This is a genomic window from Noviherbaspirillum agri, from assembly GCF_054780595.1.
In genome coordinates, this window is record NZ_BAAGWA010000001.1 from 242,927 (window position 1) to 262,208 (window position 19,282).

21 protein-coding genes are annotated in these 19,282 nt (G+C 62.2%); 11 read left to right on the top strand and 10 right to left on the bottom strand.

What is annotated here, in order from left to right; genetic code table 11:
• Positions 1-158: 158 nt before the first annotated feature.
• From ACYVIA_RS00950 to ACYVIA_RS00970, 5 genes are all read left to right on the top strand, one after another.
• Positions 159-521 carry an ArsR/SmtB family transcription factor gene (locus ACYVIA_RS00950; RefSeq protein WP_460836994.1) on the top strand — a complete coding sequence of 121 codons (363 nt, stop codon included), beginning with the start codon at positions 159-161 and terminating at the stop codon, positions 519-521.
• Positions 518-1,174, top strand: coding sequence for a class I SAM-dependent methyltransferase (locus tag ACYVIA_RS00955; protein WP_460836996.1), 657 nt, complete (start codon positions 518-520; stop codon positions 1,172-1,174). Before ACYVIA_RS00950 ends, ACYVIA_RS00955 begins: the two co-directional genes overlap by 4 nt.
• Positions 1,175-1,230: 56 nt before the next feature.
• Complete coding sequence (locus ACYVIA_RS00960; protein WP_460836997.1) at positions 1,231-1,422, top strand: YgaP family membrane protein; 192 nt, start codon at positions 1,231-1,233, stop codon at positions 1,420-1,422.
• 29 nt (positions 1,423-1,451) lie between these two features.
• Positions 1,452-1,814: a carboxymuconolactone decarboxylase family protein gene (locus ACYVIA_RS00965; protein WP_460836998.1), complete on the top strand. Its 363-nt coding sequence runs from the start codon at positions 1,452-1,454 to the stop codon at positions 1,812-1,814.
• Between the two features lie 454 nt (positions 1,815-2,268).
• On the top strand, positions 2,269-3,258 hold the full coding sequence (locus ACYVIA_RS00970; RefSeq protein WP_460837002.1) for an SLAC1 anion channel family protein: 990 nt from the start codon (positions 2,269-2,271) through the stop codon (positions 3,256-3,258).
• Positions 3,259-3,359: 101 nt separating this feature from the next.
• Here ACYVIA_RS00970 and ACYVIA_RS00975 read toward each other — a convergent pair whose 3' ends face one another.
• Entirely contained in the window at positions 3,360-3,596 is a 237-nt protein-coding gene (locus tag ACYVIA_RS00975; protein WP_460837004.1) for a hypothetical protein, read from the bottom strand.
• Between the two features lie 35 nt (positions 3,597-3,631).
• Here ACYVIA_RS00975 and ACYVIA_RS00980 point away from each other — a divergent pair, with 35 nt between their 5' ends.
• Positions 3,632-5,560 carry a diguanylate cyclase gene (locus ACYVIA_RS00980; RefSeq protein ID WP_460837006.1) on the top strand — a complete coding sequence of 643 codons (1,929 nt, stop codon included), beginning with the start codon at positions 3,632-3,634 and terminating at the stop codon, positions 5,558-5,560.
• 356 nt (positions 5,561-5,916) lie between these two features.
• On the opposite strand, the gene ACYVIA_RS00985 is transcribed toward ACYVIA_RS00980, so the two are convergent.
• The 9 genes from ACYVIA_RS00985 to ACYVIA_RS01025 form a co-directional block, all read right to left on the bottom strand.
• A complete protein-coding gene (locus ACYVIA_RS00985) occupies positions 5,917-6,498 on the bottom strand; it encodes a YqaA family protein (RefSeq protein ID WP_460837007.1) in 582 nt (193 codons plus the stop codon).
• Positions 6,499-7,100: 602 nt separating this feature from the next.
• Entirely contained in the window at positions 7,101-7,712 is a 612-nt protein-coding gene (locus ACYVIA_RS00990; RefSeq protein ID WP_460837009.1) for a cytochrome b/b6 domain-containing protein, read from the bottom strand.
• Entirely contained in the window at positions 7,709-9,364 is a 1,656-nt protein-coding gene (locus ACYVIA_RS00995; protein ID WP_460837012.1) for a tetrathionate reductase family octaheme c-type cytochrome, read from the bottom strand. The genes ACYVIA_RS00990 and ACYVIA_RS00995 overlap by 4 nt, the downstream gene beginning before the upstream one ends.
• A gap of 280 nt (positions 9,365-9,644) precedes the next feature.
• Positions 9,645-10,568, bottom strand: coding sequence for an alpha/beta hydrolase (locus ACYVIA_RS01000; protein WP_460837014.1), 924 nt, complete (start codon positions 10,566-10,568; stop codon positions 9,645-9,647).
• Positions 10,569-10,593: 25 nt separating this feature from the next.
• Positions 10,594-11,055, bottom strand: a complete 462-nt coding sequence (locus tag ACYVIA_RS01005; RefSeq protein ID WP_460837016.1) for a PaaI family thioesterase — start codon at positions 11,053-11,055, stop codon at positions 10,594-10,596.
• A gap of 110 nt (positions 11,056-11,165) precedes the next feature.
• Positions 11,166-11,909, bottom strand: a complete 744-nt coding sequence (locus tag ACYVIA_RS01010; RefSeq protein WP_460837018.1) for an ABC transporter ATP-binding protein — start codon at positions 11,907-11,909, stop codon at positions 11,166-11,168.
• Positions 11,902-13,122 (bottom strand): ABC transporter permease, encoded by a 1,221-nt coding sequence (locus ACYVIA_RS01015; RefSeq protein ID WP_460837020.1) that lies wholly within the window; start codon positions 13,120-13,122, stop codon positions 11,902-11,904. Before ACYVIA_RS01015 ends, ACYVIA_RS01010 begins: the two co-directional genes overlap by 8 nt.
• Positions 13,119-14,303, bottom strand: a complete 1,185-nt coding sequence (locus tag ACYVIA_RS01020; RefSeq protein WP_460837621.1) for an efflux RND transporter periplasmic adaptor subunit — start codon at positions 14,301-14,303, stop codon at positions 13,119-13,121. The genes ACYVIA_RS01015 and ACYVIA_RS01020 overlap by 4 nt, the downstream gene beginning before the upstream one ends.
• 5 nt (positions 14,304-14,308) lie before the next feature.
• Positions 14,309-14,920, bottom strand: coding sequence for a TetR/AcrR family transcriptional regulator (locus ACYVIA_RS01025; RefSeq protein ID WP_460837022.1), 612 nt, complete (start codon positions 14,918-14,920; stop codon positions 14,309-14,311).
• Positions 14,921-15,063: 143 nt separating this feature from the next.
• On the opposite strand from ACYVIA_RS01025, the gene ACYVIA_RS01030 reads away from it, so the two are divergent.
• From ACYVIA_RS01030 to ACYVIA_RS01050, 5 genes are all read left to right on the top strand, one after another.
• Positions 15,064-15,873 (top strand): prolipoprotein diacylglyceryl transferase family protein, encoded by an 810-nt coding sequence (locus tag ACYVIA_RS01030; protein ID WP_460837024.1) that lies wholly within the window; start codon positions 15,064-15,066, stop codon positions 15,871-15,873.
• Positions 15,874-15,938: 65 nt separating this feature from the next.
• A complete protein-coding gene (locus ACYVIA_RS01035; protein WP_460837026.1) occupies positions 15,939-17,741 on the top strand; it encodes a sensor histidine kinase in 1,803 nt (600 codons plus the stop codon).
• Positions 17,725-18,357: a response regulator transcription factor gene (locus ACYVIA_RS01040; RefSeq protein ID WP_460837028.1), complete on the top strand. Its 633-nt coding sequence runs from the start codon at positions 17,725-17,727 to the stop codon at positions 18,355-18,357. Before ACYVIA_RS01035 ends, ACYVIA_RS01040 begins: the two co-directional genes overlap by 17 nt.
• 139 nt (positions 18,358-18,496) lie before the next feature.
• Complete coding sequence (locus tag ACYVIA_RS01045; protein ID WP_460837030.1) at positions 18,497-18,871, top strand: hypothetical protein; 375 nt, start codon at positions 18,497-18,499, stop codon at positions 18,869-18,871.
• Positions 18,868-19,182 (top strand): hypothetical protein, encoded by a 315-nt coding sequence (locus ACYVIA_RS01050; RefSeq protein ID WP_460837032.1) that lies wholly within the window; start codon positions 18,868-18,870, stop codon positions 19,180-19,182. The genes ACYVIA_RS01045 and ACYVIA_RS01050 overlap by 4 nt, the downstream gene beginning before the upstream one ends.
• Positions 19,183-19,282 lie beyond the last annotated feature (100 nt).

Sequence of the window (19,282 nt, forward strand, 5' to 3'; positions counted from 1 at the left end):
TTCTGCTTTGCCGAACTCATCAATGTTTGCGTTCCGGCGTCAACGCGTTTATTATGTAACTAAACGCTTAAATATGCAAATAGTTGATTAAGCAAATGAATGTACACTTGCGTTGATACGAGGCAAATATGGGCTTCGCGTGTTCAATAGGACCAAACATGAAAGATTTACCGAAAGAGGCATTGGGGCAGATTGCTGCCTATTTCCAGGCGCTTGCCGAGCCGACGCGGCTGCACATCCTGAGCCTGCTGCGCGGTGGCGAGCGGAATGTCGGCGAGCTGGCAGAGCTGTGCGAGTACACCTCCGCCAACATCTCGCGCCACCTCGCCATCCTGGGTAAGCACGGGCTGGTCGCGAAGGAGAGTCGCGGCACCAGCGTCTATTACCGCATCGCCGATGAATCGGTGTACGCGCTGTGCGACCTGGTGTGCGGCAGCATCGCCCGCCAGTTCGAGCAGACGGCGCGTGAGCGCGAGGCGTTTTTCCAGACCGCCGGCCGGACGAAGGGGAAGGGGCGATGAGCAACTCTGCAAACCGTACGCCGTCGCCGGCGCGCCTCAGTCCCGAGGAGGCGCTTGCCCTCTGGAATGGTCGCTATCAGGAATCGGAATACATCTTCGGCACCGAGCCGAATGCTTACCTGCGCAGCCATGCCGGGCTGTGGCAACCGGGCCAGCGCGTGCTGTGCGTGGCCGATGGCGAAGGACGCAACAGCGTCTTTCTCGCGCAGCAGGGACTGGCCGTCGATGCGTTCGACCTTTCGGATGTCGGGGTGGCCAAGGCGAAGAAGCTGGCCGAGCAGTCCGGCGTGGCTGTCCGCTACGAGATTGCCGATTGTGAGCGGTATGCATGGCCGGCCGCGACATATGACGGCGTCGTCGCGATCTTCGTGCAGTTTGCTGATCCGGAGGTTCGCGCTCGCCTGTTCGCCAACATGGTCGCCAGCCTCAAGCCGGGCGGCATCCTGCTGCTGCAGGGATACACGCCGCAGCAGCTCGTGTACAAGACCGGCGGCCCGTCGGCGGTGGAGAACCTGTACACCGAGGACATGCTGCGCGCGGCTTTCCCGCAGATGGATATCCTCGAGCTGCGCGCGTATGAAGACGACCTCGCCGAGGGCAACCACCATCGCGGCCGCTCGGCATTGATCGGGCTGGTCGCGCGCAAGCGCTGATGGGCTGATGCGCTGATGCACGCGTGATCAAACATTCTTTAACCAAGGAGAACACTGTGAAAGCAAACGTAGGAAGTATCGACCGTATCCTCCGCATCGCGATTGGCGCGATCCTCGTCATCGCTGCCGCGCTCGGCGCTATCGGACCCTGGGGCTGGATCGGCCTGTTGCCACTGGCAACCGGCCTGTTCCGCTTCTGCCCGGCGTACCTGCCGTTCGGAATCAATAGCTGCCGCATGAAAAAGTAAACCGTCACCAACCCATCAGGAAAACAAGCATGAGTACTTTCCCGCCCAACTACACTGAAGTCACACAGTCTGTTTCCAAAAACCTTGCCACGCTGCGCGCCGACATCCCCGATGTGATGAAAGGCTTCAGCGACATGGCGCGCGCGGCCACACGCGACGGCGCGCTGGACAAGAAGACCAAGGAGCTGATCGCACTTGCGCTGGGCATTGCCGCCCACTGCGACGCCTGCATCGGTTTCCACATGCAGGCACTGGTCAAGCTCGGCGCGACCAAGGCCGAAGTGGAAGAGGCGCTCGGCATGGCGGTGTACATGGGCGGGGGACCTTCGCTGATGTACTCCGCCAACGCCATTGCGGCGTATGACGAATTTGCGGCTGCAGCTGCAAGGTAAGCGAAGCACAAGCGACAGACAAGCCACAAGCAGGCGACCGACGTTCGCCCCGTATCTGCGGGGCGATTTTTTTACCTGTTCGCAGCGTCCAGGCAGCGCTGACAGGCGTCATTTCCAGACACAAGGCTGGCATATCTGTCTGCCATTCTGCCGATCGTGGCGGCGTGGCAGTTTGATATCCGCTCGCTTTCCGTCTGCTTGTTAAGGGAAGTGTGGGTAAATGCTTGAATATAAAGGATTAAACCGGAAATGTTCCTGTTGGCACGTATCTTGAGTATTGGTGACAGAGGCAAGGCGTCCGGCATCGGCGAGCAGGTCAGGGCGAAACCGCTCTAGTGAAGTGGACGAATACGAGACGCACGCTGTCAGGCGGTGCTGTTTCTGCTCCGTCGGTGAGCGACCGCTGAGGCTGCCATTCGCTCCGCTATCCAACCTCTATCAGGGAGATGTTTTGATGAGTACCACCGTTCAAGGGACGCCGACCATGGCGAAGCACGGGAGCAGACTGGAGCACTTTCCGGTCGGGCTGTTTTCGTCCGTGATGGGCGTGGCCGGGCTCGCCATCGCCTGGCAGAAGGCGCATGCCGTGCTCGGCGCGCCCGCAGTGATCGGCGATGCTGTCCGCCTGTTTGCCACGGCGCTGTTCCTGTTACTGATGGCTGCTTACGCCATGAAGTGGGTCCGGCACTCGTCTGCTGCAATTGCCGAGGCGCGGCATCCGATCCGTATCAACTTCCTCTCCACGATCCCGATCGGGATGCTGCTGCTGGCGATTTCCTGGCTGGACACTGTGCCGCATGCCGCCACGGCATTGTGGGCGGCAGGCGCCGTCGTGCAGCTAGGGCTGACGCTGCGCGTCATCGGCAGCTGGATCCACCACAGCCATTACGACATCAAGCATGCCAACCCGGCGTGGTTCATCCCCGTCGTCGGCAACATCATCGTACCGATTGCCGGCGCGAAGATCGGTGCGACGGAGTTGTCGTGGTTCTTCTTCAGCATCGGCATCGTGTTCTGGCTGGTGTTGCTGACCATCGTGATGTATCGCCTGTTCTTCCATGAAGCGCTGCCGCCGCGCCTGATGCCGACGCTGTTCATCCTGCTGGCGCCGCCGTCGGTCGGATTCCTCGCATGGATGGCACTGACCGGCCATGTCGATGCTTTCGGCCGGGTGCTGTACTACACGGCTTTGTTCCTGGCGCTGGTGCTGGCCGGCAGCGTGACGCAGTTCGTGCGCTTGCCATTCTTCGTATCGTCATGGGCGTATTCCTTCCCGCTGGCTGCGCTCACCACCGCGACGATCACGATGTACCAGGAGACGACTGCCACAATGTTCGCGATCATTGCTTTCCTGCTGCTCGCGGTGCTTTCCATGGTCCTCATGCTGCTGGCGCTTCGCACAGTCATCGCGGCACGGTGCGGTCAGATTTGCGTGCCGGAATAAGCGCAGACCGGCAAGCCTTCCCTCCAGGCGCGCCACTCGGTGCGCCGTTTCATTTCAGGCGATTGTTGCAGCTGACTGGGACGCGTTAGTTTCTGTGAGTTTCATGCGAGAAATTGCCTGCAGCCCTTTGGAACACCGATCGTTCTCGCTACCGTTGTGCCGGCGTTTCCTTGATTTTCCTTGATGCCCGTTGTTGCGATAAAACGATTGCCATGCCCGTGGCAATCATAGAAAGTAATAAATAGGAGAGTCGCAAGAAACAGAAAAAGCAGGCCGCACTGGACAACAGAAAACACGAACTGTCTCCGACTTGCCTGTGTAGCGCCTTCGCGTTCCATTTGTTTTCCCAAAGCGGAAAATGCCTGGATCAGCCATGGGCGAGGCAAACACAGGGCGGCCAAACCTGTCACGAATCGACAACGGCAAGGACGGTTCCATGGACGACGCAATGATCGGCAATACAGGGGATGCCCCGGGAAGAGCCGCCTACTTTCGGGTGTTCGTCGCCGTTTTTGCGCTCATCATGACGTTGTGGGCGGTTATTTTTTTCGACCTGCAACGCATCCATGAAGCGTCGTTCGCCAAGAGCCGCGACGATCTCCTCAACCTCACTCAGGCTGCTGCGCAGGATGTCGAAGCCTCGGTCAAGGAAATCGACGTCACGCTGCTTGACCTGCGCGATCGCTGGCTGGACGACCCGGCGCGCTTTCCGGCCGTCGTGCGCAACCGGCAGGCTTACCTCGAGCGTGACAGGGCGGTGCAGGTCGCCGTCATTGATGCCAACGGGATCATGGCATTCACTAACCTCGAGCAGCCGGACAAACCGCTGGACCTGAGCGACCGCGAGCATTTCCGCGTCCATCGCTCCAGGAACATCGATGAGCTGTATATCAGCGAGCCCTTGCTTGGTCGCGTATCCAAGCGATGGACCGTGCAGTTCACCCGGCCGATCTACGACAGGAATGCGCAATTTGCCGGCGTGCTGGTCCTGTCGGTATCACCCGAATACTTCTACGCGTTCGTCAAGTCCAGCACGCTTCCGGAACGTGCCGCATTCAACCTGGTACGCAGCAGCGGGGAGTTTCTTTCCAGGTATCCCGATCCGAAAGAGGCGATCGGGAAAAAAGTGACGCATCTGCCTTTTCTCGATGACCTGACGCCCGACGTCGGTTTTTTCAGCAGCGTTTCGCAAATCGACGGTGTTGCACGGCTGTACGCATGGAAAAAGCTCGACCGTTATTCGCTCGTCATTGTGATCGGTCATGCCATTGACGTGATCCTCAAGCCTTATTACGCGCAAAGGCGCTTGCTGATTGTGGTCGGCAGCGGCGTCTCCCTTCTGCTCCTGTTGATCGGTTACCTGAACGTGCGCGCGATCGGGCAACGCCGGAAGGTCGCTGCCAAACTGATGGCCAATGAGGAGCGCTGGCGCCTCGCGCTGGAGGCCGCCGGTGACGGTGTCTGGGACTGGGACGTGGCGGCCGGCACCGTGGTCTTCTCGCGCGGCTGGAAGGCGATGCTCGGCTACGCGCCGGAAGAAATCGGCAATAGCCTGGATGAATGGAAGATGCGCGTCCACCCAGATGACATGGAACACGTCATGCACGACGTCACGGAACACTTCGAGGGCAGGTCCGACAGCTACATCAATGAACACCGCGTGCTCTGCAAGAACGGCAACTGGAAATGGATACTCGACCGCGGCATGGTGATATTGCGCGACAAGGCCGGCGTGCCACTGCGCATGGTCGGCACCCATACCGACATTTCCGCCCGTAAGGAAATGGAGCACACGCTCAAGAACCTTGCCACCACCGATGCGCTGACCGGTCTCGGCAACCGCCGCAGCTTTCTGGAAGCGCTGGAAACCGAAATGGCGCGCGTGCAGCGTTATCCCGGCGTGCAGGCATGCCTGCTGATGGTCGACCTGGACCACTTCAAGAAAATCAATGACACCTACGGGCACGCGACTGGCGATGCAATGCTCAAACATGTCGCCGGCCTGCTGCGCGGTGCAGCACGACGATCGGATTTCACCGGACGGATCGGCGGCGAAGAGTTTGCCGTTCTGCTGACGGAAACCGGCATGGACAAGGCACGGCAATATGCAGAGACGCTATGCAAGACCATCCGCGAATCGACGCTGGAATTCGAAGGGAAGACGATTCCTGTCACGTCGAGCATCGGACTGACCCAGCTGAAGCGCGACGATTCGTCGGTAGAGATTACGATGCACCGTGCCGATATGGCGCTGTACGAAGCAAAACACGCCGGACGTGATCGTGTGGTTGTGCATGCCTGATAAGGGCGCTCTCGGTGGTTATGTCAACGGCGGTCGGAAAAGCCAGCAAAATTCGGCAAAAATAAAACGCTGTCCGGCGTGATGAGACCGGACAGCGCACTGCCGCAAAGCTCAGGAAGGGCACAAGCGGTATTGCGCGCGTTGCGCTGCCGCGGTTATGCAACAAGCCTTGTCCGATTGTGCCCGGACGGGAAGAGGCTGACCTGGCAATGTTCCCGCACCAGAAGGGTTGCGTGACAGTGATTCCCGTCAATGAAGGGCGACTGGGCGCTGCAGGTTTTGCCTGCAGCGCGGAGGAATTGCGAAGCAAGATGCAGCCCTAAGGAAAGACACCCGCACCATCGCATCCCTGCGCATCACCTGCTGCTATAGACAACGGCGAACACTGTAACGATGGCGACCGTCGCCCAGCCGAGGCGGTCAACATAGCGGTGCAGCAGCGCCTCCATGCGCGAGCCGCCCCATGCCATCAATCCTGCCACGAGGAAAAAGCGCAATCCCCGGCCGATGACCGAGGCAATGGTAAAGGGCAGCAAGGCCATCGACATCGCGCCGGCAGCAATGGTGAACACCTTGTACGGAATAGGCGAGAAGCCGGCCACGAACACGGCCCAGAACCCCCAGCGCTCGAACCAGGCAACGGCAGTCTGGTAGGCCGGCCAGTAACGGCTTTCTTGCAGCCACGGCAATATAGCGTCCAGCGCGAAATAACCGATGATGTACCCGAACAGTCCGCCGAGGACCGAGGTCAGCGTCGTGAGGAAAGCAAAAAACCAGGCGCGCCGCGGGTTGGCGAGGCACATGGGGGCAAGCATGACATCCGGCGGAACCGGGAAGAACGACGATTCGGCAAAGCTTATGCCGCCGAGATACCACGGCGCATGGGGATGCCGGGACCACGTCATGGCGCGGGAATAGAGCGATGAAAAGAGCTTCAAATAAACCTCGAACTGGATAAGTCGGGCGGGCTGGCGCCACCCGGGCAGAATCAGGCGTGCCGCTTACTGGGCAGCGGCACGCCTGCCGAAGTGTAGCGAGCTTTTGCAATTGGCGGAACGGAATTTTCCGTGGCATTGTGGCGCCACAAACGTGCGTGACATTAACGCGACGCTGTGCATGGGCCGATACCTCTCTCATGGGACAGGCGGAGGGCGAGCGGAGGTGTTGGAGCGCAATATGCCGCGCGGACGCGGTGGCTGGCAGGTATAAGGGAGCAGCTCGTCACAAAGCGATTGCGTGCCTTGCTTGTGAGCCGGAATCAGCTGCCACGCATCGCCATCCGAATGTGAGATGCAGCATGCAGCGATGAATTCTCTGCCTGTATCCAGCCTTCTTTGAAAGATGCCGGCATGGCAGGCTCGGTTGCAGGCGTGAACTCGCCGTCTACGAACTGGCCGGCACATGAAGGTGGGACACCCGGCCGCAAAAAAAAGCGCTGTCCGGCGTTGTGAGACCGGACAGCGCGCTGCCGCAAAGCTCAGGAACGGCACAAACGGTATCGCGCGCGTTGAGCTGCCGCGCTGCGATGTAAAACGGTTGATCAGTGCTTCTCGACTTCCTCCCAGCCGGTGATCATGGCCTTGATATGGGCGAAGAGCGTATGGCCCGTCGTGGTCAGGTATACGTGGCCGAAGACGAATGCGGTCATCAGGAAGGCCGCTGCCGTATGCGCCACGGCGACGAACTCAAGCGACAGGTAACTGGCGATGCCAAGCGTTGCCCAGTCGGCGTAGAACAGATACAGCAGGCCGGAAACCCAGATCAGCGGCGAGATGAACGCAAGCAGCGCCAGGTAGGCCAGCCGCTGCAGCGGATTGTGCTTTTGCACAACCGTCTTGCGGAACGGATGCGGCGCATTCCTGAAAATGCCGAAGGTGTAGTAGTTGACCATCGCCGAGACGTTTTTCAGGGTCGGCAGGTACTGGCGCCATTCGCCCGTGGTGAACTGCCAGAAGATCGTGAAGGCCCACAGCACGAGCAAGGCCCATGCGGAGAACGTATGCACGCGCACCGCCAGCTTGAAGCCGAACAGCGTATAGCTGCCGTGCACTTCAAAGCCGGTCAGCATCATCGTGATGATCAGCGCGGCCTGCGACCAGTGCCAGAAGCGCTCGTAGCGTTTGTAGATATAGATACGTTCGGTGCTCATCATGCATTCTCCTTGCGACGGCGGGCTACGATGCGGAACAGGCCATGCGCCAGGCTGCCGCCGATGGCGCCGAAGATGGCGATGCTGCCGAGCAGGTCGACGAGCGCATTGCGGTCTCGTCCGGGCAGGTAGAGGTCAGTGATCTCCGCCAGCCGTCCGTCGGACGCGCGTGTATGGCACTCCGCGCAGGGCACCGCTTTTTCCTTTGGCGCCACCATGTGCGTGGTGAACCAGTTCATGCGCGTTTCGATGAATCCGTACTGGCCGCTGTACGGGAAGCCTGCGTAGTCCATGCCGGCCTTGATCGACTTGTCGTAGTCGAAGTTTTCCCAGAACGAGGTATCGTCCTTGCCGTACACATGGTTGACCACCAGCGTCTTGTTGACCTTGTCGTACGGCTGCTTGCCGCGCATGACCTTGAACGGCCAGATGCGGGCGTTCGGGTCCTTGGCGGAACCTTCGACGGCATTCAGCTCCAGGATCTTGCTGTCGTCGATCTTGTCGGTGATGGTGATCTGATTGACGACCCCGTTGTACCACTTGTAGGTGGGGCGCACGTTCTCGCCGTATTTGAAATCGCCTTTCTCTGCCGAGTAGGTCAGATGGCCGTGATCATCCTTGATGAAGATCGGCTTGCCGTTCGCGTCCTTCTTGCCGGCGGTCGACCAGTCCCACCAGGTCTTGGTCGCGATGCCGCCGCGCGCGAATTCCGGGATGTGGCAGGTCTGGCACGCAACCTTGGCCGTGTGCATGTCGATCTGCGGCTTTTTGTGCGGCTTGTCGCTGTGGCAGGACTCGCAGGTGGCACGGTTGTGGTCGTCCTTCGGCAAGTCGAGCCCGTGCTTGTCCTTCGCCGTCGCCGCATAACGGCTGCCGGAGGGCTGGTGCGCGTTGAAGGTGTGGCAGTCGGCGCACACCATGTTGGCACCGTCGGGCGACATGTGCACATCGAGGTCGCGGCTCGGCTTCTTCAGCGAGGTGTCGAGGTCGCCGTGCTTGACCGCATCGCCACCCCCGCCGTTGAAGTGGCAGGCGCCGCAGTTGTCGCGGCCGGGCTTGCCGACGCTCTGCGCGATCTTTGCCAGGTCCGGCGGCTGCACGATCTTGCCGCTGCCCTTGAGCATCTCGCGTGCTTCGTACAGCGGATGGCCGCCGTCGGTCGGGACCTTTTTGTATGTGCCTGACTTGTCATGGCAGGCAAGGCAATCGACGTTTTCCTGCTTGGTGAAATCGAAGCCCTTGTCGGTCCAGCCGTAGCCTGCGTGACAGCTGGTGCAACGCGTTTCATTGGAGAGGACGGAGCCGCAGAAGTTGTTGGCCGCGAACTGCTTGCCGAGCTTCTTGCCGGTGGTCGGGCTGGTCGCTTCCCACTTCCAGTGGATGCTGTCCATGACCTGATGGCCGGCGGTGTTGTGGCACTTCAGGCAGGCCTTGGTCACATCGGGGCCGGTCTTGAACGGTCCTTTCAGTTCGTCCAGCAGCGTATGGTCGGTCGTCGATTTCGACGCCGACTTGGCTGCTGGTTTGGCCGCAGTGGCCACAGTGACCGTCTTGGCTTCCGACGCCACAGCTGCGGTGGATGCCTGGGCGCTGGTCAGGTGCAAAAACATCAGACCTGACAGCAGCAGTCCCGCGGCGAAGAACCTTCGCTTCATTATTGCCATTTGCTCCCCCATTGTTTGTGCTCTTTATTTTTTTAGGAGGAATAGCGCAAGAGGCATGCCAATCGGAAAATCTGATCTTTATCCCGTGTAATCAAAGACTTATATTTTCAAGAGCGCTCGACCGGGCGATGCTTTTGCTGCCAATCACTGGCGGTGGCAGGCAGTGGCAGAAAGATTTGCTGCCAGTGTAGAAGTTGAGCTGCAACGGCATGCGTGCAGGGAGGTGAAAGGCGGCCAGCGCCGGCGTCGAGCCAGTCAGGCTGGCACTGTCTTAGCGAAGGGAATCGCTGGCGGTGCCCGCCGGCTGGCCGCAAGTCTCGTCGAGGAAACCGCGAAGGTGTTGCATCGCCAGTTCCATGTCCGTGAAGGCTTCGTGCGTGCCGTCGAGCTCAATGAGCCTGGCTTCGGCCGACCCACTGCATTGCAGGATTCGGGACGCATGCGCGACTGGCACGGTCGAGTCCTGCCGGCCGTGGACGAGTAGCACCGGGCAGGAAACGCGGCGCAAGGTGGTGACCGGCGCGATATGGTCGAAGCGGTGGCCGATCACATGTTCCACATACCGGTTGATGAGCCAGCCGATCGGCCGGTAGGGTACGCGTCGGCTGGCCAGCCAGCTGCGCATCATTTCTTCTGGATGGGAGAAGGCAGAAACGCTGATGGCAGCCCGCAGGTCGTTCCTGCGTGAAGCGCTCAGCAGCACTGCCGCCCCGCCGACGGAATGGCCGAGTGCGGCAATGCGCGCCGGATCCACGCCCGGCTGCGCCTTGAGCCAGTCGAGCGCGCTGTCAAGGTCTTCGGCAAAGCGGGGCAGGGAACTGTGGCCGTCGCGGTCGCTGCGGCCGTGGTTGCGGGACTCCGGCAGCAGCACCGCATAACCGGCATCGTGCAGCATCCGCGCGGCGGGGAGCAGGGAGCTCGCGTTGCCGCCCCATCCGTGCAGGAGTACGACCGCGGGTGCAGGTGTCGCATGGGCAGCTTGTTCATTGTTTGCCGGGACGTACCAGGCAAACAATGCCAGGCCGCGCGCCGCGGGAATGCGCACCGCCTGTGCCGGCAAGCCGAAGTCAGCCGGTTGTAGGCCGTCCAGCGTTGCCCGCGGGGCAAGGCCGCGATGGAGCAGTGCACGCACGCCGAGCAGCAGCGCACCGCCCGCACCGAGCGAGAGCCACAGCGGGGCAGAGGTCAGCACCATCGGGCGGCGCGTGTCATGCCTGCGCTCAGGCGCCGAAATTCTCCGGCATCTGTACCGCCACCACCTCGCCGTTCGCCGTAGCGACGCCGTTGGCATAGACGGTGGATTCGATGACGACCTTGCGCCCCTTGATTTCCTTGACGCGGCCGCGGATTTCCAGCGGGCCGTTCAGCGGTGTCGGCTTCAGGTAGGCCACATGCAGCGAGCCGGTGACGAAGCGGAAGGGCGGCAGCGTGTCCATCTCGCGGCCTTCCGCGCGGTACATCGCGGCGGCGGCGGTGCCGGTGCTGTGGCAGTCGATCAGCGACGCGATCAGGCCGCCGTAGACGTAGCCGGGAATGGCGGTGTGGTAGGGCTCGGGCGTGTAGCGCGTGACCGACTCGTCGCCTTCCCAGTAGGTTTTGATGCGGTGGCCGTGCTCGTTATGTGCGCCGCAGCCATAGCATTGCGCCACATTCTCCGGATAGTAATCCTGAAACGCTTTCATACCGTGTCTTTCCTCCAATGACGGCTGGCCTTGTGTCATGTCGATGTAAAACAGGCTCGCCTCGTGTGCAGCGGAATGGCGCTGCCCCAGTTCTATCGTTCCGCGCGATGTCAGTCGAGCGGCTTGCCTTCGCCGGCTTCTTCCTCCGTCCTGCCGTCGCGGATATGGTAGATCCGCCGGAAGGTCGGGATGATCTTTTCGTCATGCGTGACCACGATGATCGCGGTGTCGAACTGCCGCGCCATCCGGTTGAGGATGCGGATCACGCCGAGCGCGCGCTCGCTGTCGAGCGGCGCGGTCGGCTCGTCGGCCAGGATCACCGGCGGACGGTTGATCAGCGCCCTTGCAATCGCCACCCGCTGCTGCTCGCCGCCCGACAGTTGCGTCGGCATCGCCCTGGCGCGGTGCGCTACATCGAGTGCATCGAGCAGTTCCAGCGCGCGCTGGCGCGCCTCGGCGTTGGGCCGTCCCGCCAGCATCGGCAGCAGGGCGACATTGTCGGTGACGTCAAGGAAAGGGATCAGGTACGGCGCCTGGAACACGAAGCCGATCTTGTCACGGCGCAGCGCACGCAGATCCCTGATCTTCCAGCCGTCGTCAAAGATCGTCTCCTCGTTAAGCATCATGCGACCCGCGGTCGGCTCGATGACTGCGCCCAGGCATTTGAGCAGTGTGCTCTTACCGGAACCTGACGGCCCGATCAGGCCAACCACTTCACCGGGGGCGACTGCCATGTCCACGCCCTTGAGCGCATCCACGGCGGTATCGCCTTCGCCATAGCGTTTGCGCAGGCCCTCGATGCGGATGCCGCGCCGTGCATTGTCAATTTTCTTATTGTCAATTTGCTTATCCACCGATGGCCTCCGCAGGATCAACCTTCAGTGCGGCATGGATCGCCAGCACGCTGGACAGCACGCAGATAACGACGACGGCGATAAATCCGCGCAGCGCATCGCCGGGTTCAAGCAACACATACTTCGGGAAGATCGGCGCCCAGAAGGTGGCGGCGATCTTGCCGACGATGAAACCGATTACGCCCAGCCCGACCGCCTGCTGCAGGATCATCGCGGCGATCGTGCGGTTTTTCGTGCCGATCAGCTTGAGCACGGCGATCTCGCGGATCTTGCCCAGCGTGAGCGTGTAAATGATGAAGGCAACGATGGCGGCGCTGACGATGGCGAGGATCACGAGGAACATGCCGATCTGCCGCGCGGAGGTCGCCACCAGCTTGGCGACCAGGATCTCTTCCATCTGCGCGCGGGTGTAGACGGTCAGGCGCTTCCAGCGCCGTATCGGTTCCGCGACCGACTCCGGGTCGGCACCGGGCGCAAGCTGCACCAGCACCGCATTGACGAATGGATTGACGCTTTGCGACGCGATCACGGCATCCAGCATGCCGGGCACGCCCGGGCGGTTCAGCGCCGGATTCTGCGCGGTGCGCGCACGCTGGCGCACGATGGCGTCGTTGTCCTTGAGGAACTGCGCTTCCTGCGCATCTTTCAGCGGGATGAAGATCATCGGGTCGCCGCCGGAAGACACCATGCGCCGCGTCAGCCCGACCACCGTATAGTCGTTGCGCCGGATGCGTATACGTTCGCCCAGCGCGAAGCCGGCGGCGACATCGGCGACCGCTTCATAGTGGCCACGCGTCAGGTGCCGGCCGGCGAGCAGGTGGCGCGGCTGTCCCGGGTGGCCCGGTCCGTCGGGCGTGACGCCGACCACCATGGCGCGCACGTCGCGCGCGTTGCGTGCCATGGTGCCGGCCTCGCCCACCTGCATGGTGAGGTAGGTCACATTGGCCGCGCGCGCCACGCCGGTCATGCCGAGAATGCCGCGATAGGTATCGTCATAGAGGCTCGACGACTCCGCATAAGGGCCGAGCGTGTCCTGCTGTACCACCCACAGGTCGGCGCCGCTGTTGTCGAGCAATACCTTGGCATCGTCGAGCATGCCGCGGTAGACGCCGGCCATCGTGAGCGTCACGCCGATCAGCAAGCCCAGGCCGATGCCGGTGAAGACGAACTTGCCCCAGGCATGCAGGATGTCGCGTCCGGCCAGGCTGATCATGATTTGACTTTAATGCTGTCGACAATCGTGATGCGGCTGTCAGCGGTGAGCGGCTTCTGGCTGTACACGACTACCTGCTCGCCACCTTTCAGTCCATCGAGAATTTGCACGCGGCCGTCGAGGTCGGCGGCACCGGTTCGCACCGGGACAAAGCGCAGGCTGCCGTCATCGACCAGCCAGACGCCGAGGCGTCCGCCGATGCGCTGCACGCTCGCATTGGGGACGACGGGCATCTTCTTCTGCGCCGCCAGTGCGACCGTGACTTCCGCCAATTCGCCGATCGGGGGCAGCGCCTGCGGCAGCGGCTGGAACTCGACTTTTGCCAGCGCCTCTTCAGTGATGGCGTCGGCGTGCGGCTCGACGCGCGCAATGCGTCCCGCCAGCGGCTCGCCGCCCAGCGAGCGCAGCGTGATCTGCGCGGGCAGGGCGGGGCGCAAGCCCATCGCGCGTTGCTGGTCAAAGCGCGCATTGATCCAGATGCTGCCCGGCTCGACCACTTCGACCACGGCCTGTCCGGCAACCACCGTACTGCCCGGATCGGCGTCACGCCTGGTGACGATGCCGTCCACCGGAGAGACAAGGCGCAGGTTGGCACGCTGGCGCATCAGGCCGTCGCGCTCCGCACGCAGGCGGGCAAGATCCTGGCGCGATGCATCGAGGTTTGCCTGTGCCGCCGACAGCGCGGCCTGCGCAACCTGTGCTTCCTGCCGCTTGGCTTCGGCGGCTTCCGTGCTGATGGCGCGGTTTTCCAGCAGCATGTCGTAGCGCTTGGCCTGTGTTTCGGCGAAGGATTTGCGCACGGCGACTTCCCGGATCTGCGCATCGACCGCCAGCACGCCGGCCTGCGCGCGCTTGAGCGCCGCTTCCTGCGCGCCGATGCGGTCATCGAGGTCGACCGGGTCCATCTCGCCGAGCAGTTGTCCGGCCTTGACCGCATCCCCCGGCTGCACGTCCACGCGCTTCAGGCGTCCTGCGAAGGTCGGCCCGATCTTGTGCGTGTAGCGCGCCTCCACGGTGCCGATGCCAAACAGCGCCGGCGTGATTTCGTGCTGCTCGACGGCGGCGACCGTGACCGGCACGGGAGCGAGCGGTCCCGAGCGCAGCGCGGTGAAGCCGAACAGGCCCAGCATCGGGACCAGCACTGCGACGAGGACGATCTTCCTCGAATGATCCGACAGCATGCGTTTCATGATTGGCTCCTGATGCCGCGCAGGTAGATGGCAAAGACGCCCGGCGCATGGCTGCGGATGCGCTCAATATCGCCGGACAGCATCGATTGCATGACCAGACCCTGGATCGTGCCGAGGAAGAGGACGGCTGCTGCCTGCGTGTCCACGTCCTCCGCAATTTCGCCGGCTTGCTTGCCTTGTTCGATGCGTTCGCGGATACGTTCTGCGTACTTCGCCATCAGCGTTTGCGCCATGCGCTTGGCCGGTGTGGGCTCCGACCGCTGCAGCTCGCCGAACATCATGCGCGGCACGCCGGGATATTCGACGACGAATTCGACATGGCTCATGAACATTGCTTGCATTGCCGCAAGCGGGGAGTCGATTCCGGCCGCCGCGCGCTCCATGCGGGAGAGCAGGCCGTCTGCAACCCATTCCATGACCGCTTGCCAGATCGCGTCTTTTGAGGGGAAATGGCGGAACAGCGCGCCTTGCGTCAGGTTCATGCGCTTGGCGATGGCCCCGGTGCTGATCTCGCTCGGATTTTGCGTCGCGGCCAGCTCGACCACGGCTTCGATGGTGACAGCGCGGCGTTCTTCCGCGGGCAGGTGTTTGGCTGGCGTCGTATTCACGTAGTGATCGGGTAAAGTAATAGATCTATTACTATATTATTGGATAAACTGTTCATGTCAAGAAATTCGGCTGGAGAATCGGGAATGCATAAGGCAGGTCAAGAATCGGCGGAGAACATCGCCTTGAAGTGGATGGAAAAGCAATGGCTTCGCTGAATATCGGTACGTTTGCCTTCCCGTTGGGGCTCGTGATCCTGTTTGCGGCCGGGGCCGTCAGCCTGGCCGTGGCAAAAATCGCCGGGCGCAAGCCGCGCGCGGATGTCGAGCCGCAACTATGGAAAGTGCTGTTTGCCGGCGTATTCGGCGCGCGGCTTGCCTTTGTGGTCATGTATTGGGATGCGTACCGGGCTGCGCCCTTCAGCATCATTGATATTCGCGACGGCGGTTTCCTGGCGTCGGCCGGCATCCTCGCCGCCGTTGCCATGGCCGTGTGGTGCGCATGGCGTACGAAGGACGGCCGCAAGCCGCTCGCGTACGCCGTGATGACCGGCATGCTGGTCTGGACGGTCGGTACGGCAGTGACATTGCTCGTGCATACCGGCAAAAAGGAAGTGCCGGACCTTGCGCTGACGCGGCTCGACGGCAGCACGGCACGGCTGTCGGCCTTCGCGGGCAAGCCGATCGTGCTGAACATGTGGGCGACGTGGTGCCCGCCATGCCGGCGCGAGATGCCGGCACTGCGCGATGCACAACGCAAGCATCCGGAGATCGTCTTCATTTTTGCCGACCAGGGCGAGTCGGCGGAGACGGTGAGGGCCTATCTCGATGCGGAACAGCTCCAGCTCGACAACGTACTGCTCGACCCGGGCCGCCAGCTTGCCTACCAGACGGGCTCGCAGGGGCTGCCGACTACCTTGTTCTTTGACGCCCAGGGAAAGCTGGTTGACCGGCGCGTCGGCGGACTGTCCGCCGCCTCGCTCGCGCAGCGCCTGGAGCGCCTTGGGGCAAAGTAAGAGGCGCCGAGGCCGGCTTTTCTGCTGCTGTAGCACAGTAGCAGCGCGGTATACTCACGACATCCATGCGACTTCACCTTCGTCATCGCCTCCTTCGGCTGAATCTGGTTCTGAGCCTCTCCCTCGTATGCTGGCTCGGCATCGCCAATGCAGCCGTACGCGACGTCACCATCGGCGTCTTCGCCTACCAGGGCGAAAGCGAGGCGATCTCCGACTGGTCGCCCGCACTCGATTACCTCAGGGACACGCTGCCCGAATACCGGTTCCGCCTGGATAACTACGATGCGGAAGGACTGCGCAAGGCAATTGCGGAGCAGCGAGTCGACCTTGTCATTACCAACCCGGGCTATTACGTGCAGATGGAAGCCGAGTTCGGCCTCAGCCGCATCGCAACGCTGGTCTCGCCCGATATCCGCCGTCCCGACCGTGCAATCGGATCCGTTGTCTTCACGCGCGCCGGCGGTAGCGGACTGAACGAGCTGGACGACCTGCATGACAAGCGGCTGGCCGCTGTGGCACCCGAGGCATTCGGCGGTTACCTCATCGCTGCCCGCGAGATGCGCCAGCACGGCGTCGACGTGGAGTCCGACGTGGCGGAAGTGCGTTTCGTCGGCCTGCCAATGAGCCGCGTGTTCGAAGCCGTGCAGAACGGCTCGGTAGATGCCGGCATCGTCCGCACCTGTTTCCTCGAGCAGATGGCGCGGCAGGGGCGCATCCGGCTCGAGGATTTTCGCGTCCTCTCGCCACACCGGGAAGAGGGCTTCCCATGCATGGTGTCGACGGCCTTGTATCCCGACTGGCCGATCGCCGTCACGCGCCAGACCGACCCTGCGCTGGCAAAGACCGTTGCACGCGCACTCCTGTCGATGCCGGAAGCCGACACCGGACCAAGCTGGTCGGTGCCCGCCGACTACCAGCCTATCCACGAGCTCTACCGCGAGCTGCGCATCGGCCCGTATTCCTATTTGAACGAGATCACCCCGCAAGGACTTGCCCGGCGCTTCTGGCCATGGCTGGCCGGAATCATGGCCGTGATGATCGCGTGGATCATCCATACCGTGCGTGCCGAGCAACTCGTGCATCGCCGCACCGCCGAGCTGCGCGAATCCCTGCAGGCGCGCAAGCTGGCGGAAACGCGCATGCGTGAAAACCAGGAGCAGATGGAACACCTGTCGCGCCTGTCGGTGCTCGGCGAACTCTCAGGCAACCTTGCGCACGAGATCAACCAGCCGCTCACCACCATCGGCACCTATGCGCGCAGTGTCCTGCGCCGCCAGTCCAGCGGCACGCTGACACCGGAGGCGGTGAACGAAGCCTGCACGGAGATCGCCAACGAAGCCGAACGCGCCGGCGGCATCGTGCAGCGCATCCGCCATTTCGCCAGGAAGCGCGAAGCCACCCGCGAGCCGGTGGATCTGCTGGCAATCGCCGAGGAAGCGCGCCGCTTGCTCGTCGGCATGCTCGCAAGCGCACCGGACATCATGATCGTCGATCGCACCGACGGGTCGTGCCGCGCGCTCGCCGACGGGCCGCAGATCCAGCAGGTGCTGCTGAACCTGATCAAGAATGCCGTCGACGCCGGCCGCGAACTGCCTCCCGAGCGGCAGGTGGTCTACGTCACCATCGAGCCCGCTGACAAGCGCGTGCAGGTGCATGTGGTGGACCAGGGCGTCGGCCTTACCGCGGAACAGCGGTCGCACCTGTTCGAGCCGTTCTTCACCACCAAGCCGGACGGTCTCGGGTTGGGACTGCCGATCTGCAAGACGATCATCGAAGCCCACGGCGGCCGCCTGTGGGCCGCGCCCAATCCGGACGGCGTCGGCATGCGTTTTTCCTTCTCGCTCCCTTGTCATGAACACAGCACCTGAACAATGCCTGGTCCACGTTGTCGACGATGATGCCGGCCTGCGCCGCTCGCTGCGCTTCCTGCTTGAATCCGTCGGCTGGAAAGTGCAGCTGCATGCGTCCGCCGAAGAATTCCTTTCGCTTGCGGCGCCGCCATTGCAGCCGAGCTGCATCCTGCTCGACATCCGCATGCCTGCCATGAGCGGGCTGGAACTGCAGCAGGTGCTGCGCGAGCGCGGCATCCCGATGCAAATCATCTTCATGACCGGCCACGCCGATGTATCGATGGCGGTGCAGGCGATGAAGTCCGGCGCCGCCGATTTCATCGAGAAGCCCTTCAAGGACCAGGTCGTGCTCGACGCTGTTGCCGCAGCGATACGCCGCAGCGCCGAGGCGGTGCAGGAAGAGCAGGTCAAGACAAAGGCACGCGCGGTACTCGCATCGCTGTCGCCGAGGGAAAAGGAAGTCGCGCGATTGGTCGCCCTCGGCCAGCCCAACAAGCTGATCGCAACGGCACTGGGGATCAGCGAGAAAACGGTGCACATTCATCGCCAGCATGTGATGGAGAAGGCCGGGCTTTCCTCTGCGGCGGAGCTGGCGCGGCTGATGCTGAGGGCCGATCCGGCGGCGCTGGATTGAATCCATCACCTGCCTTATGCCTGCTGCAAGAAGTTGCGGCGCTCGCTGCCCGAATTGCTGTCCGAATTGCTACCGGATTGGCGGCACCGTGCATTGATTGCTAAGATGGCTTTAGTCACTTAACAACACGAGGTACGCGATGAATATCCGCAAGGTGCAGGTCGTCCGGCACGACAATTCCCTGCACGACAAGCTGCTCAACGGCAGTTCCGTCAATTACACGACCAAGTCGCATCCCGAGCAGAACGGCAAGACGCTTGTGCATTGCGCCTTTGATGAAGGCAGGCCGACGCTGGCTGTGACCGCGAGCAGCGAAGAGCTGTTGCGGCTGTTTCCCTCGCTGGTGCCGGTGAAGCTCTACAGCACCGGCATGGGCCGGATCATGGACGAGGATGCGCTGCTCAACCTGGAGCAGGTGCGGGTGATCAATCCGCATCCGGATTTCTGCGCGGTCGAGTTCATCGACGGCACGGATATCGTCATCAAAACCTTGCCGACAACGCTGGACGCATGATGAAGATGGTCACCACACGTACCCTGATGATGCTGTTGGCCGTTTCGCTTGTCGCGGCATGCGGCGCCCGTCCGTTGCAGGAGACGGTGCAGGAACCGCTGAAGGAGCCGGAAAATCTCACGCAATGCCGCGATCCGCGTCCGCAGATGTGCACACGGGAATACAAGCCGGTTTGCGCGAGCCGGGACACAGGTGTCCGGTGCGTCACAACGCCTTGCCCTTCAACCGAGTGGCGGACGTATGGCAATGCATGCGATGCCTGCAGCGACAGCAAGGTCAGCGGCTATCGCGAAGGCGCCTGCAAGCAGTAGCAGTAGCGGCCGTTCCGCGATACGGGCGCTGACCCGGTTCTCGCAATGAAACGAAGCCCAGCGTGACTTCAAGAGTCTCGCTGGGCTTCGTCCTTTACAC